General features: G+C 67.2%; 15 protein-coding genes. 8 read left to right on the top strand and 7 right to left on the bottom strand.

The window, feature by feature from the left end:
- The first annotated feature begins 35 nt into the window (after positions 1–35).
- The gene (gene rplM, locus V7S63_RS04095; RefSeq protein WP_091829987.1) at positions 36–497 is read left to right on the top strand and encodes a 50S ribosomal protein L13; all 462 of its coding nucleotides are present in this window, start codon (positions 36–38) and stop codon (positions 495–497) included.
- Positions 498–499: 2 nt separating this feature from the next.
- Positions 500–979 carry a 30S ribosomal protein S9 gene (rpsI, locus tag V7S63_RS04090; RefSeq protein WP_091829985.1) on the top strand — a complete coding sequence of 160 codons (480 nt, stop codon included), beginning with the start codon at positions 500–502 and terminating at the stop codon, positions 977–979.
- Between the two features lie 43 nt (positions 980–1,022).
- Here rpsI and V7S63_RS04085 read toward each other — a convergent pair whose 3' ends face one another.
- Positions 1,023–1,925, bottom strand: a complete 903-nt coding sequence (locus tag V7S63_RS04085; protein WP_336529284.1) for a LysR substrate-binding domain-containing protein — start codon at positions 1,923–1,925, stop codon at positions 1,023–1,025.
- 119 nt (positions 1,926–2,044) lie between these two features.
- Between V7S63_RS04085 and V7S63_RS04080 the strand changes: the two genes are divergently transcribed.
- Entirely contained in the window at positions 2,045–3,370 is a 1,326-nt protein-coding gene (locus tag V7S63_RS04080) for a serine hydroxymethyltransferase (protein ID WP_336529283.1), read from the top strand.
- A 247-nt stretch (positions 3,371–3,617) separates the two neighbouring features.
- Here the strand turns inward: V7S63_RS04080 and V7S63_RS04075 are convergent, their stop codons facing one another.
- On the bottom strand, positions 3,618–4,982 hold the full coding sequence (locus tag V7S63_RS04075; RefSeq protein WP_336529282.1) for a serine hydrolase domain-containing protein: 1,365 nt from the start codon (positions 4,980–4,982) through the stop codon (positions 3,618–3,620).
- 166 nt (positions 4,983–5,148) lie between these two features.
- Here V7S63_RS04075 and V7S63_RS04070 point away from each other — a divergent pair, with 166 nt between their 5' ends.
- Positions 5,149–5,361 (top strand): DUF3126 family protein, encoded by a 213-nt coding sequence (locus V7S63_RS04070; RefSeq protein WP_057192263.1) that lies wholly within the window; start codon positions 5,149–5,151, stop codon positions 5,359–5,361.
- A gap of 12 nt (positions 5,362–5,373) precedes the next feature.
- Here V7S63_RS04070 and V7S63_RS04065 read toward each other — a convergent pair whose 3' ends face one another.
- A complete protein-coding gene (locus tag V7S63_RS04065) occupies positions 5,374–6,096 on the bottom strand; it encodes a hypothetical protein (protein WP_336529281.1) in 723 nt (240 codons plus the stop codon).
- Positions 6,097–6,268: 172 nt separating this feature from the next.
- Here V7S63_RS04065 and V7S63_RS04060 point away from each other — a divergent pair, with 172 nt between their 5' ends.
- Together V7S63_RS04060 and V7S63_RS04055 are read left to right on the top strand one after the other, a co-directional pair.
- Positions 6,269–6,598: a DUF6949 family protein gene (locus tag V7S63_RS04060; RefSeq protein WP_336529280.1), complete on the top strand. Its 330-nt coding sequence runs from the start codon at positions 6,269–6,271 to the stop codon at positions 6,596–6,598.
- Between the two features lie 55 nt (positions 6,599–6,653).
- Positions 6,654–7,184: a gamma carbonic anhydrase family protein gene (locus V7S63_RS04055; RefSeq protein ID WP_336529279.1), complete on the top strand. Its 531-nt coding sequence runs from the start codon at positions 6,654–6,656 to the stop codon at positions 7,182–7,184.
- 204 nt (positions 7,185–7,388) lie between these two features.
- On the opposite strand, the gene V7S63_RS04050 is transcribed toward V7S63_RS04055, so the two are convergent.
- The 3 genes from V7S63_RS04050 to V7S63_RS04040 all read right to left on the bottom strand — a co-directional run bounded on the left by V7S63_RS04050 (position 7,389) and on the right by V7S63_RS04040 (position 9,816).
- On the bottom strand, positions 7,389–8,021 hold the full coding sequence (locus tag V7S63_RS04050) for a transglutaminase-like cysteine peptidase (protein ID WP_100958883.1): 633 nt from the start codon (positions 8,019–8,021) through the stop codon (positions 7,389–7,391).
- 542 nt (positions 8,022–8,563) lie between these two features.
- A complete protein-coding gene (locus V7S63_RS04045; RefSeq protein ID WP_091829969.1) occupies positions 8,564–9,178 on the bottom strand; it encodes a PilZ domain-containing protein in 615 nt (204 codons plus the stop codon).
- A gap of 65 nt (positions 9,179–9,243) precedes the next feature.
- Positions 9,244–9,816 (bottom strand): PAS domain-containing protein, encoded by a 573-nt coding sequence (locus V7S63_RS04040; RefSeq protein ID WP_100958884.1) that lies wholly within the window; start codon positions 9,814–9,816, stop codon positions 9,244–9,246.
- Between the two features lie 367 nt (positions 9,817–10,183).
- On the opposite strand from V7S63_RS04040, the gene V7S63_RS04035 reads away from it, so the two are divergent.
- Positions 10,184–11,002: a rhomboid family intramembrane serine protease gene (locus V7S63_RS04035; protein ID WP_100958885.1), complete on the top strand. Its 819-nt coding sequence runs from the start codon at positions 10,184–10,186 to the stop codon at positions 11,000–11,002.
- Positions 11,003–11,189: 187 nt separating this feature from the next.
- A complete protein-coding gene (locus tag V7S63_RS04030) occupies positions 11,190–11,621 on the top strand; it encodes a CBS domain-containing protein (RefSeq protein WP_091829964.1) in 432 nt (143 codons plus the stop codon).
- Positions 11,622–11,756: 135 nt separating this feature from the next.
- Here the strand turns inward: V7S63_RS04030 and V7S63_RS04025 are convergent, their stop codons facing one another.
- Positions 11,757–12,719 carry a patatin-like phospholipase family protein gene (locus V7S63_RS04025; RefSeq protein WP_336529278.1) on the bottom strand — a complete coding sequence of 321 codons (963 nt, stop codon included), beginning with the start codon at positions 12,717–12,719 and terminating at the stop codon, positions 11,757–11,759.
- Positions 12,720–12,779: the final 60 nt, after the last annotated feature.

Here is a 12,779-nt window from a genome sequence, read left to right as displayed (position 1 = left end):
CTTGTCCTTTTTTCAAGCAGCCGAAGGGTGCCGCGATGAAGACCATCTCGCTCAAGCCCGCCGATGTCGAGAAGAAGTGGGTTGTGATCGACGCCTCCGGGCTCGTCGTCGGCCGTCTCGCCTCCCTGGTGGCGATGCGTCTGCGCGGCAAGCACAAGGCCGCCTACACCCCGCATGTCGACTGCGGCGACAACATCATCGTCATCAACGCCGACAAGGTGGTGCTGACCGGTCGCAAGCGCGACCAGAAGATCTATTACCATCACACCGGCTATGCCGGCGGCATCAAGGAGCGCTCCGCCAAGTTCATTCTCGAAGGTCGCTTCCCGGAGCGCATCGTCGAGAAGGCTGTCGAGCGCATGCTGCCGCGCGGCCCGCTCTTCCGCCAGATCCTCGGCAATCTGCGCGTCTACAAGGGCTCTGAGCATCCCCATGCCGCCCAGTCGCCCGAGGCGCTCGACGTCGCGGCGCTCAACCGCAAGAACGCGAGGGTCTGACGATGGCCGAGGTTCTCCAGTCTCTCGAGCAGCTCGGTCAGGTCGCCAAGGGCGTCCAGCCGGAGGCTCCCGTCCACGTCAAGAAGGTCGATGCGCAGGGCCGCGCCTATGCCACCGGCAAGCGCAAGAACGCCATCGCCCGCGTCTGGATCAAGCCGGGTTCCGGCAAGATCACGGTCAACACCCGTGACCAGGAAGTCTACTTCGCCCGTCCGGTGCTGCGCCTGATCCTGCAGCAGCCGCTGATGCTGGTCGATCGCATGACCCAGTACGACGTGATCGTCACGGTCAAGGGTGGTGGCCTCTCCGGCCAGGCCGGCGCGGTCCGTCACGGCATCTCCAAGGCTCTGACCTTCTACGAGCCCGAGCTGCGCGGCCCGCTCAAGAAGGAAGGCTTCCTGACCCGCGACTCGCGCGTGGTCGAGCGCAAGAAGTTCGGCAAGGCCAAGGCCCGCCGCAGCTTCCAGTTCTCGAAGCGCTGATTTCTGTATCGGCCCCTGCCGATATCGATCCGAAGGGCGGCTCTCACGAGCCGCCCTTTTTCGTTGAGCCGCTGGCCTCCAGCCAGGCTACGATTTCGGCCCGCCGCGGATGCGGCTTGCCGGCCGGTGGGAACAGCATGGTAAGCCGGTCCCCGCTGGGAAGCTCATCGGTGAAAGGCGCAACCAGGCGCCCGTCGGCGAGATTGGGCGCAATGAGGCTCCCACGGCCGATGAGGATACCGGCGCCACCGAGCGCCGCGTCGAGCGCCAGCGCATAGAGCGAATAGGATGGGCCGCGGCCGGGATCGACGTCGCCGGCGCCGGCATGACGCAGCCAGCGCGCCCAATCGCCGCGCCAGACAGCGTCGTGCAGCAGAGTCTGGCCGGCGAGATCGGCCGGTGTCCGCAGCGTGTGGGCGAGCGCTGGAGCGCAGACCGGGAACAGGCGGTCCTCGCCAAGCGCGAGCGCGTCGGCCGGCGGCCTGGCGAGATAGAACAGCGCCAGGTCGAAATTGTCGTACCGGCCCGTCGGCGGGTCTTCCATCGCGCTGATCGAGATGGCCAGGCCCGGAAAGGCCTGTTGCAGCGCCGGCAGGCGCGGCGACAGCCAGAGCTGGGCGATGCAGGGCAGGGCGGCGATGGCGAGCGCCCGGCCGGCATGGCTCGCCTTGAGCTCCTGCACGGTCAGGGCGAGCGCATCGAAGGCGGCGCTGAGCCGTGGCCGGGCTTCCTGCGCCGCTTCCGTCAGCGCGACGCCCTGTGGCAGCCGGCGGAACAATGTCAGGCCCAGAAAGGCTTCGAGATGACGCACCTGCTGGGCGATGGCGCCTTGCGTCACCCCGATCTCCTCGGCCGCCCGCGAGAAGCTGCCGAGCCGCGCCGCGGCCTCGAAGGCGCGCAGTGCGTTGAGCGGTGGCAGGTGTGGACGCGGTGGTCTGACGGGCATTGGCGAAACGACGTTGCAGGCCTAGATTTTCTAGGCCTTCCGGCGACGATAACTGGTTTGCATCGGCGCCGGCAAATCGCTGCAATGGCCGCACGAAACAACACTCTGCGGGGACGGCGATGACGGTGAAACTGGCGCGGCGCGATTGGGTGCCGGTGGCGAGCGAGGACTATGTGCTGCGGATCGCCGGCGAAGTTGCCGGTGAGGACCGCGGAGCTCGCGAGATGCGGCTCGCCAACCTCGTCGCCGAGAACCGCACCATCCACGAGCGTGACTGCGTCAACCTCAACCCGGCGACCAATGTGATGAACCCGCGGGCCGAGGCGGTGCTGGGGCAGGGGCTCGGCACGCGGCCCTCGCTCGGCTATCCCGGCGACAAATACGAGATGGGCCTCGAGGCGATCGAGCAGATCGAGGTGATGGCGGCCGAGCTTGCAGCGCAGGTCTTCGGCGCGTCCTATGCCGAGATCCGCGTACCTTCCGGTGCGATCGCCAATCTCTACGTCTTCATGGCGACGGCCCGGGCCGGCGATGTCGTGATCGCGCCGCCGCCCGCGATCGGCGGCCATGTCACCCATCACGGCGCCGGCGCCGCCGGGCTCTATGGCGTCGTCACCCATCCGGCGCCGATCGATGCCGACGGCTATACGGTCGATGTCGAGACGCTGCGCAAGGATGCGCTGCGGCTGCGGCCCAAGGTCATCAGCATCGGCGGCAGCCTCAATTTGTTCCCGCACCCGATCCGCGAGATCCGCGCCATCGCCGACGAGGTCGGCGCGATCGTGCTGTTCGACGCGGCCCATCTCTCCGGCATGATCGCGGGCCATGGCTGGCAGCAGCCGCTGGAAGAGGGCGCTCATGTCATGACGATGAGCACCTATAAGAGCCTGGGCGGCCCCCCCTCCGGCCTGATCGTCACCAACGATGCCGATCTTGCCGAGAGGCTCGACGCCATCGCCTATCCCGGCCTCACCGCCAATTTCGACGCGGCGAAATCGGCGGCGCTGGCGATCACCATGATGGACTGGCAGGAGTTCGGCCGCGACTACGCCGCGATGATGGCGGCGACGGCGAAGGCGCTGGCAGAGGCTCTTGTCGAGCGGCAGGTGCCGGTGTTCGCCCGCGATCGCGGCACGACGACCTCGCACCAGTTCGCGATCGAGTCGGCGTCCTATGGCGGCGGGCAGGCCGCGGCGAAGCGGCTGCGCGCCGTCAACATCCTGAGCTGCGGCATCGGCCTGCCGATCGCGGAGGTCGAAGGCGACGTCAACGGCCTCAGGCTCGGCACGCCCGAGATCGTCCGCTTCGGCATGAAGCCCGAGCACATGCCGGAGCTTGCCGGCTACATCGCCGATGGGCTGTCGGGTGCGCGCCCGGACGATGCGATCGCCCGCGACGTCACCGCCTTCCGCCGGCGGTTTGAAAAGCTGCACTATGTGAGGTGAGGCTCATAGCCGGCTGAAGGGCGCGGCAGATTCCGTCTTCCCCACATGAGAGGCTTAGGGAGAGGGGGCTCGCGCTTCATCGTCATGGTCGGGTTTATCCCGACCATCCACGTCTTCTCGTCTGCAAAGCGGTGGTCAAGACGTGGATGCTCGCCACAAGGGCGAGCATGACGGAAAGCCCTGAGCGACCCCTCATCCGGCCCTTCTGGCCACCTTCTGCCGGAAGCGGAGAAGGGAAGCAGGTGCTTCAACTCCCATACCGTTCCACCATCTCGGCCTTCAGCGCCTCTTCGCCGATCACCTGCGCAGCGCCGAGCCAGGCCTGCTCGATCTCGCCCGTGGCGTTGCGGATCAGGCGCACCGGCTCGCCCGGGCTGGCGAAGGCCGAGGCCTTGACGATCCGGCCCTGGTCCTCGCTCTCCAGCACGATCTCGCCGACGTCGAAAAAGGGATTGAACAGCGCAGGATTGGCCATCAGCACCTTGCCGTCGACCGGGACGAGGTCGCCGGCGCCCCAGATCGTCCAGAGGCGCTTGCGCCAACGCTCGGTCGCCGGCGTCGGCGCGCCGTGCTCGGCGAAGGTCCGGAAGATCTGGATCACGCCGTCGAGCCAGGGATGGGCGAGGCCGTCGATGGCGTTGGTCAGGACGGATATGGTGAGACCCTGTTCCGGCAGGGTGGCGGTGCGGGTGATAAAGCCCTGGAAACCACCGGAATGGCCGACCCAGTCCCAGCCATCGCCGCCACCGGAAATCGTGCCGAGTCCGTAATGCCGGCCGAGGCTGCTTTCGGCATCGGGCCAGAGCCGGCGCGTCATCTCGCGGCGGCTGAGCCCTGACAGCACGCTGCGCTCGGCCGTCGGCGACAGCTGGGCGATATAGCGGGCGATATCGGCCGCGGTCGCGACGAAGCCGGCGGCCGACACCATCGCGTTACCGGGATTGTCGGCCGGGATCACCACGCGCCGGCCGAGCGGCTGCGTGCCGCTATGGCCCTTCGCCATCGGCCCGTTCCACAGCGTGATGTCCGGCCGGGTCTCCTTCAGTCCCGCGGGTGCAACGATCTCGCGCGCGATCCAGTCGGCGTAAGCCTCTCCCGTCACCGCCTCGATGACGAGGCCGAGCAGGCCGAAGCCGTGATTGGAGTATTTCAGGCGCTGCGAGGCCGGAAAGACCGGCGGCCGGGCGAGATCGGCGAGCAGCTCGTCCTTGCGCAGATAGGGCTTGCGATCGAAGAACTGGCCAGAGTCGACGCCGTCCCGCAGGAGGCCGGCGCTGTTGGAGAGAAGCTGGGTCAGCGTCACCGCCGCGACGTCGGGGTGCAGGTTCTCGACATAGGCACCGGCCTTGTCGTCGAGGCGCAGGCGCCCCTGTTCGACGAGGCGCAGGATGCCCGCGGCGGTGAAGCTCTTGGAGTGCGAGGCGATGCGGAAGCCATGGCGCGGCGTCAGCACCTCGCCGGTCGAGAGGTCGGCGCTGCCGAAGGCGGCTTCCAGCACGATCTCGCCGCCATCCGCGATCGCGACGGCGCAACCGGGCTGGTCATGGAAGCGGCGCTGGAATTCAAGCCAGCTTGCGACATAGTCGAGCGCGGCGGGCAACCAGGGCTTCATCGGGGAATCCATCCTCGGGCGGGGGAAGCGAAGCTTGGCACAGGCAATGATGTCGCGTCAGCGCCGCGAAGCGCAGGAGCCATGCGTTGTTGGCGGAAACGCCTTCGTCCTTGCCCTTAGCGCTCACGCGTGGCATCCGTCCGCGCCACACATAAGGATCGTCATCGTGGACAAGACCGAACTCGCCAAGCTCGAAGCCTATCTCCGTCGCACCTTCGCCAACCACAATATCAGCGTGCGCGCGCGGCTGAAGAAGACCGATTCGGCCGAGGTCTACCTGGCCGACGAGTTCATCGGCATCATCCATGTCGACGACGAGGACGGCGACCGCTCGTTCAACTTCACCATGGCGATCCTCGACGTCGATCTCGAGGATTGAGGGTTCAGGCGCTCAGCGCATCAGCCCGTCGATCGTGCGGCGCACGCCGCCGAGCATGATCTGCCAGTCGGCCACGATCGCGCGCGGGAAGCGGATGTTCACATCGACGCCGCGATGGCGGAAGGTCACGCGGCAAGGCTCGTCGAGGCCGCTCTGGGCGGTCTCGACCGGGCAACGCGCCGCAAAGCCGCGCGCATCCGGCACAGAGACATAGAGCTCGTCGCCCTCGTAGGGCGAGCCCTTGCGGAAGCCGCGCACGACCAGCCCGCCCGGATTGGACCAGACCGTCGGCGTCAGGAAGCGGGCATAGGTCGAGAGCTGCGTCGCCGGCTCGTTGACCTTGTCCGGCGGGCTCAATGTCACCAGCAGGCGGTGCCTGGTGTCGGGCATCACCGGCCCGAGGCTCGGCCAGTCCAGTCGCAGGCGCGCCATGCCGACGAGGCGTCCATCCTCGCCATCGGCGCCCGTCAGGTTCTCCGGGATCGCCAGCACGACCTCGCCGACCCGCGATGCCTGCAACTCGGTGCCGGCGTCGGGATTGGGGCGGGTAGCGAACAGGGCAAGCCCGGTGCCGGCCAGGCCTAGCACGACGATCGCGCCAGCAAGCCGCAGCAGAGCCCGGTCGCCGCGCGGTTGGGCCGGCGCGGGGCGGCGCCTGAGATGATTGCGGATCAGCGCTGCGACATCGGTGGCGTTGGCGAGCGGTTGGGTCTGGTCGGGCGCGTAGAGGCTCATCGGATTCGTCTCCGGGGCCGACGCGCGGCCCTGTCTGGAAACTGAAACAGAGCCGCCTTAACACCCCGTAAACCATGTCCGGGCCGGCGTGGTTAACCAAGGGTTAAAGCTTCGCTTTCGCAGCAATCGTCCTTGCGTCATGGTTCGCCGGCATCCGCTGGAAGCCACGTCCGTGACGCTTGAACCCTCTGCCGTCGAAGCCTTGAAATCACTGGTTCTTGGCTTCGCCTTCGCCGGCCTGCTGGCCAGTGCCTTCGAATTGTTCACGCACAAGCGCGCCGGCTTCGAACTGCTGCAGGGCGGCGGTGTCCGTGCCGTGGCGAGCGTGCCGGTCGTCGTCTTCAGCGCGCCCTTCCTGATCCTGCGCAACACCGTGCGCGGACGGAAGATCGAGGGACGGCCCTTCTTCTTCGTGATGGCGGCGAGCATGATCGCCTCGCTTTGGAGCCTGGTCAGCGGCCGGGTCGTGCTCGACCTGCTGATGATGATCGGCGCTGCTTGACGGCCAGGGTGCTCGCCCTGCAATCCTCGGGCTGAAAAGCCCTGGAGGATACGCCATGCCGCTCTATTCGCTCGACGGAACCGCGCCCGAGACGCCGCCGGAAGGGCAGTGGTGGCTCGCGCCAGACGCCCATGTCATCGGCCGTGTCCGGCTCGCCCGCGATGTCGGGATCTGGTTCGGCGCCGTGCTGCGCGGCGACAATGAGTGGATCGAGATCGGCGAAGCCTCCAATATCCAGGAAGGCTGCGTGCTCCATACCGACATGGGCGCGCCGCTCAGGATCGGCGCCGGCTGCACTATCGGTCACCGCGCGATCCTGCACGGCTGCATCATCGGCGAGAACAGCCTGATCGGCATGGGTGCCACCGTGCTCAACTATGTGAAGATCGGCCGCAACTGTCTGGTCGGCGCCAACGCGCTGGTGACCGAGGGCAAGGAATTCGCGGACAATTCGCTGATCGTCGGCTCGCCGGCGCGCGCGGTCCGCACCCTCGACGAAGCCGCAGCTGCGGGGCTGCGCGCCTCCGCCGCCGGCTATTCCGAGCGCTGGAAGCAGTTCGCGAAGGGCATGAAGCGGATCGATTGACCGTCCGTTCTCCGCCGCGGTTCCGCTACCCTCGAAAAAGAAGCGGGCCGGCTCCCGGGGAAGGAGCCGGCCCTGGACGATGCCCGGTCGGGGACGGGTGGGTGGGGACGTGACCGGACTCGTCGTCTGGTGGCGAAGCCCGACTCGACTTCGCCGGTCTGGTATTCGCGCCGGGTTTCGTCCCCGCCCGACGCGTTGTCTGGTTCAGCGCAGCGACGCAACCGTCGAGGTCGAGAGGCCGCCGAGCGAGGCCCAGCCGGTACGGGCCTGGGATTCGCGCTTGACGTAGGTGTAGCCGGTCTGGCTCCACGGCAGGATCGCGTTGCGCTTGTTGTCGAGGATGAAGTCGCCGCGATCGGTGCGGATCATCAGCACGGCATGGCCGGCATTCTCCTCGTCGATCACGACGGTGACGCGCATGGCACGGCGCGGCAGGCCGGCCTCGGCGAGGCGCTGGCGCTTCAGGAGGACGTAATCCTCGCAATCGCCCTTGCCGTCGGTCGGGATGTCCCAGCGGTCGACCACGCCCCAATGGTCCTGATCGGTGATGGCCTCGATATCGCGGTTGGCCTTGACGTTGGCGGCGACGATCAGCTTCCAGGTCTTGGCCGTCAGCTCGATCTGCTCGGCTTCGCGGGTATCGACTGCGCATTCGCTCGGCATGCGCTTGCAGAAGTCGACCCAGGCATATGGCGCCCGGGCGTCGCCGCCGGCGACGATTGGCGCGCTGGCGACCGGCAGGCCGCCATTCTGCTGCGCCTCAGCGCCGGTCATGCCGGCGAGGGTGATGATGGTAGCAGCGGCCAGGCCGCGAAATCCCCGAGAACCCGAAAACATGACGTCCCCTTTCCTGTCCCGGGGCCGACAATGCTCTTGGGCTGTAGAGATCGCTTGAAATGAAAGCGCACAATTTTACTGAAATCGAGCCTATTGAAGATCAAAGTACTTACAGAAAATCAGGTATAAAACCGGAAGTAAGAATTCTCAGCGCATATGTCGGAGAATATTAACTATGGGGTTTCTTAACCATCCAGTCTGTTAACCCTGCAGGCAAGCCCGGTAACACATGATCAAGGATTGCCGCGCCCGACCGCGAAGAGAGGCCAGGCCGGCCTCTTTCCCGGCTTCAGCGCGGGCAGGTGGGAGAGATTCCATCTGCGCCAGGGAGAGGCGGCTGGCGCCGCGCCTCTGCCGCGAGGCGGACTTTCATCCGCACTGTTCTCCCATATGCGAGGAGGCGATTGGCGGATACTTCTTCTATCGCGGATCTGTCGAGCAGCGAGCCATGGCGAGCCGCTGCGCGGCGGGCGTGAACGCGAGACGCGCTGCCTGGATTGTCTTGAAGGTTCGGCTGAAAGGAAAGAAGCGCTGGTCCGCGCTCAGAGCTCGAGATTCTCGTCGAGCACGTCGGCCGAGAGGGGCATGCGGAACTGGGCGGCGTAGCCGCCGTCGAAGCGGCGCACGATCATCCCCGCGGTGCTGCCGAGCCGGATCGCCGTGCCCATCTCGAACTGGTGGTCGCTGGCGAAGGCCGCGCCCGAGAGCGAGATGTCGATCAGCCGGACCGCATGCTCGCTGCCGTCTTCCTGGGTGATGATGCAGCGCGGGTTGCGTGGGATGATGCGCTCGTGGCGCCGATCCTCGGGCAGGCCGAGTTCGTCGCGATTGGCGAGCCAGGTCAGCTGTGCGGTGAATTTCTCGCGCTTGCGGCTTGTCGCGGTGATGGTCATCGCGAATCCGGCGGGGGTGGTGCGTACTGCCGTGCCCTCGATTCGCCCGAGATGCTCCAGATAGACGATGACGCGGTCACCGATCATCGGCTTGGCCGGCGCGACCATGTGCAGGCCGCCCGGCGAGATGTCGGTGGTCTGGCAGGGATATTCCATGCGGTTGGGCAGCATGTAGCGTCCAAGCAGGACGACTTTCATGCGCTGATGGCGCCGGCGCTCGACCGGGACCGAGCCCGTCTTTGGATTTTGGGGCGCCGTGAGCATTGCAAACTCTGTTTCTACCAGAGCGATGCTACCGGCTCGCGGGTTAAGAGCACGTTAGAGCGTTCTCACACACGTCCCCCGGGCAGGAGCATCAGCTTCGGCCGCTTGTCCTGGGCCGCGGCTTCGGTCGGGCGCTGCGTGCGCGCATCGGGCCAGATCATCCTGAGGGAGATCATCCGCATCGATTCGAGTGTGTCGAGGCCGAGCCATTCCGGCGACAACGCCGGTGAGAACGCGCCGAGGATGCGGGCATGGGTCCGCCCGCGATAGCGCAGGGGCAGCAGCAGCAGCTCGAGATGGACGCTCGCGCCGTTCTGCGTCTGGGCCGAAAGCCCGGCGACGGCGCCCGCAGTCTCGTCCATCACGGTCTGGACCAGGCGGCGCATGTCGCCTTGTGCCTCGACATCGGGCCAGAGCGCCGTGAAGGCTCGTCCGCGCAGCTCGCGCCCGAACAGGGCGCAGAGCCGCGTTCCGGCCAGGCGGAAGACCGGCCCGATCGGCTCGTTCTCCAGCACGAAGGTGTCTGCCAGCGCATGGCGCAGCGCGCCCGGCTCGATCTCGCCCCGTTCAGGGGCGCTCCGTTCGCCGCGCAGCATGTCCCAGTAGTCGAAAACCAGGCGGGTGCTCGGATTCTTCATGTCGTGTCCAGTCCGGTCTGCGCTGTCCCTGATCGTGCGAATGCGTGTCAAATCGGATCGCTTTCGTTCGAGCTGGGGACTGTCGGGCCCTTGCGAATCGGCAGGACGCAGCCCGCATGCCGTCTTGCCACGCGACCCGGACAGGGGGAGGCGGCAGGGGTCGTTAAGGTTAAGCAACGGTTAAGCTTGTGGAAGATCCCTAAAATGCCGCATAAATGCCCTGTCGAATTCGAGCCCGCACGATGCGTCCGGGCTCACTGGAAAAGGCGGGGGCGCGGGGGCGTGACCGGCCGGGGAGGAGAGGGGAGAGCGGTCGCTCTCCCCTTTTCTGTTGCCTGCCGAGGGCCCATGCTCCAGTGAGGGCGCGATGTCGGCGAACCCAGACGATCCATATGGCCCGCCAGTGCGCGAGCCGGTCTTCAACCTGCCCGGCGTCGTCGTCTGGCTGATCGCGGCCCTGGCGCTGATCCAGGGGGCGCGCGAGTTGCTCAGCGAGCGCGACGATTTCCTGCTCGTTTCCTGGCTCTCCTTCGTGCCAGCGCGCCTGACGCTCTGGTTCGCGCCGGAGCGCCTGGAGGAGATCGCCCGCTCGCTCGGCACCTCCGGTACGCCCGATTTCGTCCAGCGCCTGCAATTGGTCCGCCTGCTGCTGGCCGATGGCGGCGGCCAGCTCTGGACGCTGCTCAGCTATGGGCTGCTGCACGGTTCATGGCTGCACCTGGTCTCGAACGTCGTCTGGCTGGCCGCCTTCGGCAGTCCGGTCGCACGCCGGCTCGGGGCCGGGCGTTTCCTGCTGCTGATGGCCGTGTCCACGATCGCCGGCGCCCTGCTGCACTGGTGGTCGCGCGAACTCGACGTCCTGCCGCTGGTCGGCGCTTCGGCCGGTGTCTCGGGCGCGACGGCGGCGGCGATTCGCTTCGTGTTCTCCCCGGGCGTGCACTTCGGCGGGCTTGGCCACGACGAGGTGGTGCGTGCGATTCCGGCCGAGCCGCTCGGCGGCCTCTGGCGCAATTCGCGGGCCATGCTGTTCGTGGTGATCTGGTTCGTCACCAACATCCTGTTCGGTGCCGGGCTGGTGCCGATTCTCGGCGAGGAGACCAGCATCGCCTGGGAGGCGCATATCGGCGGCTTCCTCGCCGGGCTTCTGCTGTTCCCGCTGCTCGATCGCGGGCCGGTGCGGCGCTGATTGCAACCGGAGCGGGCAGCTTTCCTGCCGGGAACGCCTTGCCGTCGCCTCAGACTTCGCTCACAGTCGATCAAGTCCAAGCTGGCGTCGTATCGCGGACGCAACGATCCGCGTTTAGGCGCTGCTGCCGTTGAACCCATCAAATGAGCGCCGGTCAACGGTGCCGCTATCGCTGGAGGAGGAGTCGATGAACGTCGTTCATATTCTCGGCAACAAGGGCGCAGAGGTGATCTCGGTGCAGCCCCACCGGACGCTTGGCGAGGCAGCGCGGACCCTGGCGGAGAAGCGGATCGGCGCGGTGGTCGTGACCGGCGCCGATGGCAGCCTGCTCGGCATCCTGTCGGAGCGCGACATCATCAAGGCCTTGGGCACCGATGGCGCCGCGGCGCTGGAGACGCCGGTGTCGCGCGCCATGACCGCCAAGGTCGTGACCTGCCGGCCTGACACCAGCGTCGACGATCTGATGGAGATCATGACGTCAGGCCGCTTCCGGCATGTGCCTGTGGTCGATAACGGTCGGGTCGCCGGCATCGTCTCGATCGGCGACGTGGTCAAGCATCGGGTCGCCGAGATCGAGGCCGAGAGCCGGGCGATGCGCGACTATATCGCGATGGCGTGAGGCCTCCCGCCGTCATGCTCGCCCTTGTGGGGCATCCACGCCTTTAATTCCGCCTTGGATCACTGAGGCGAAGACGTGGATGGTCGGGACAAGCCCGACCATGACGGAAACGGGCGTTAAGTCGGCCCTTCGCGTCTAGTTCAGCGGCAGGTGATTGGCCGCGACGATCGCGGCGATCTCGTCCAGCGCGCGTTCCGCCGCCTGCCGGCCGAGCGCGATCGCTTCGTCGGCGCGGTGGAAGTCGAACAGGCCGACGCGGCCGAGCTTTGGGCCGATCATCACATCCGGTGGATCGCCTGCGAGACGCGAGCGCGAGATCCGGTCCTGGGTGATGTTGAAGGCGTCGATCATCACGCCGGCGAGGCCCGGCTGCTGCTCGTGATTGGCCTTGCCGACGATGCCGCGCATGCGCTCGCGCACGCCGCCGAACCAGCCGGTCGTCGGGCGCTGCTCGACCACGGGCTCCGGGTCCGGATCGGCGCCGTAGGACTGGATCACCGTGCCGCGGCCGGTCATGTCGCTGTTCAGGTTGACGCAGAGCACGACGTCGGCACCGAGCGCGCGCGCCACCGTGACCGGCACCGGATTGACCAGCGCGCCATCCATCAGCCAGCGGCCGCCGAGCTTCACCGGGTCGAATACGCCGGGCAGCGCGTAGGACGCGCGCAGCGCGTCGACCAGCGAGCCGCGGGTCAGCCAGATCTCATGGCCGGTGCCCAGTTCGGTTGCGACGGCGGCGTAAGTCTGCCTGAGATCGCTGATCTGCAGGCCGGCGAGATCGCGTTCCAGCAGGCGCTTCAGCCGGCCGCCGGCGATCAGCCCGGCGCCGCCGAGATGGAAATCCATCAACCCGACGACGCGGCGCTTGGTCAGGCCGAGTGCGAATTCGCGCAATTGCTCGAGCTTGTCGGCGGCGTAGCAGCCGCCGACCACCGCGCCAATCGAGGTGCCGGCGATCACTTCGGGCGCGTAGCCGGCCTCGGTGAGAACATCGAGGACGCCGATATGCGCCCAGCCGCGCGCAGCGCCGCCGCCGAGGGCAAGGCCGATCCGCGGCCGGCTGAGGCGCGCGGCGCGTCGGGAAACGAGATCGTTCATCGCAGCTCCGCCGCCGCCCAATCCAAAGGCCCGTCTGGCGATGTTCTCCAGTCTCATCGG

Origin of the sequence: Allobosea sp. CCNWLY174 (assembly GCF_037120455.1) — a bacterium.
Taxonomy (GTDB): Bacteria; Pseudomonadota; Alphaproteobacteria; order Rhizobiales; family Beijerinckiaceae; genus Allobosea; species Allobosea lupini.
Note: the sequence above shows the minus strand (reverse complement) of the source record. Positions and strands in the feature narration are given on the sequence as shown.

What these genes read in the sequence shown, in the direction of transcription:
- rplM (WP_091829987.1), top strand. Translation starts at nt 36, where the DNA reads ATGAAGACCATCTCGCTCAAGCCCGCCGATGTCGAGAAGAAGTGGGTT.
- rpsI (WP_091829985.1), top strand. Translation starts at nt 500, where the DNA reads ATGGCCGAGGTTCTCCAGTCTCTCGAGCAGCTCGGTCAGGTCGCCAAG.
- V7S63_RS04085 (WP_336529284.1), bottom strand. Translation starts at nt 1,925, where the DNA reads ATGCCCGTCAGACCACCGCGTCCACACCTGCCACCGCTCAACGCACTG.
- V7S63_RS04080 (WP_336529283.1), top strand. Translation starts at nt 2,045, where the DNA reads ATGACGGTGAAACTGGCGCGGCGCGATTGGGTGCCGGTGGCGAGCGAG.
- V7S63_RS04075 (WP_336529282.1), bottom strand. Translation starts at nt 4,982, where the DNA reads ATGAAGCCCTGGTTGCCCGCCGCGCTCGACTATGTCGCAAGCTGGCTT.
- V7S63_RS04065 (WP_336529281.1), bottom strand. Translation starts at nt 6,096, where the DNA reads ATGAGCCTCTACGCGCCCGACCAGACCCAACCGCTCGCCAACGCCACC.
- V7S63_RS04055 (WP_336529279.1), top strand. Translation starts at nt 6,654, where the DNA reads ATGCCGCTCTATTCGCTCGACGGAACCGCGCCCGAGACGCCGCCGGAA.
- V7S63_RS04050 (WP_100958883.1), bottom strand. Translation starts at nt 8,021, where the DNA reads ATGTTTTCGGGTTCTCGGGGATTTCGCGGCCTGGCCGCTGCTACCATC.
- V7S63_RS04045 (WP_091829969.1), bottom strand. Translation starts at nt 9,178, where the DNA reads ATGCTCACGGCGCCCCAAAATCCAAAGACGGGCTCGGTCCCGGTCGAG.
- V7S63_RS04040 (WP_100958884.1), bottom strand. Translation starts at nt 9,816, where the DNA reads ATGAAGAATCCGAGCACCCGCCTGGTTTTCGACTACTGGGACATGCTG.
- V7S63_RS04035 (WP_100958885.1), top strand. Translation starts at nt 10,184, where the DNA reads ATGTCGGCGAACCCAGACGATCCATATGGCCCGCCAGTGCGCGAGCCG.
- V7S63_RS04030 (WP_091829964.1), top strand. Translation starts at nt 11,190, where the DNA reads ATGAACGTCGTTCATATTCTCGGCAACAAGGGCGCAGAGGTGATCTCG.
- V7S63_RS04025 (WP_336529278.1), bottom strand. Translation starts at nt 12,719, where the DNA reads ATGAACGATCTCGTTTCCCGACGCGCCGCGCGCCTCAGCCGGCCGCGG.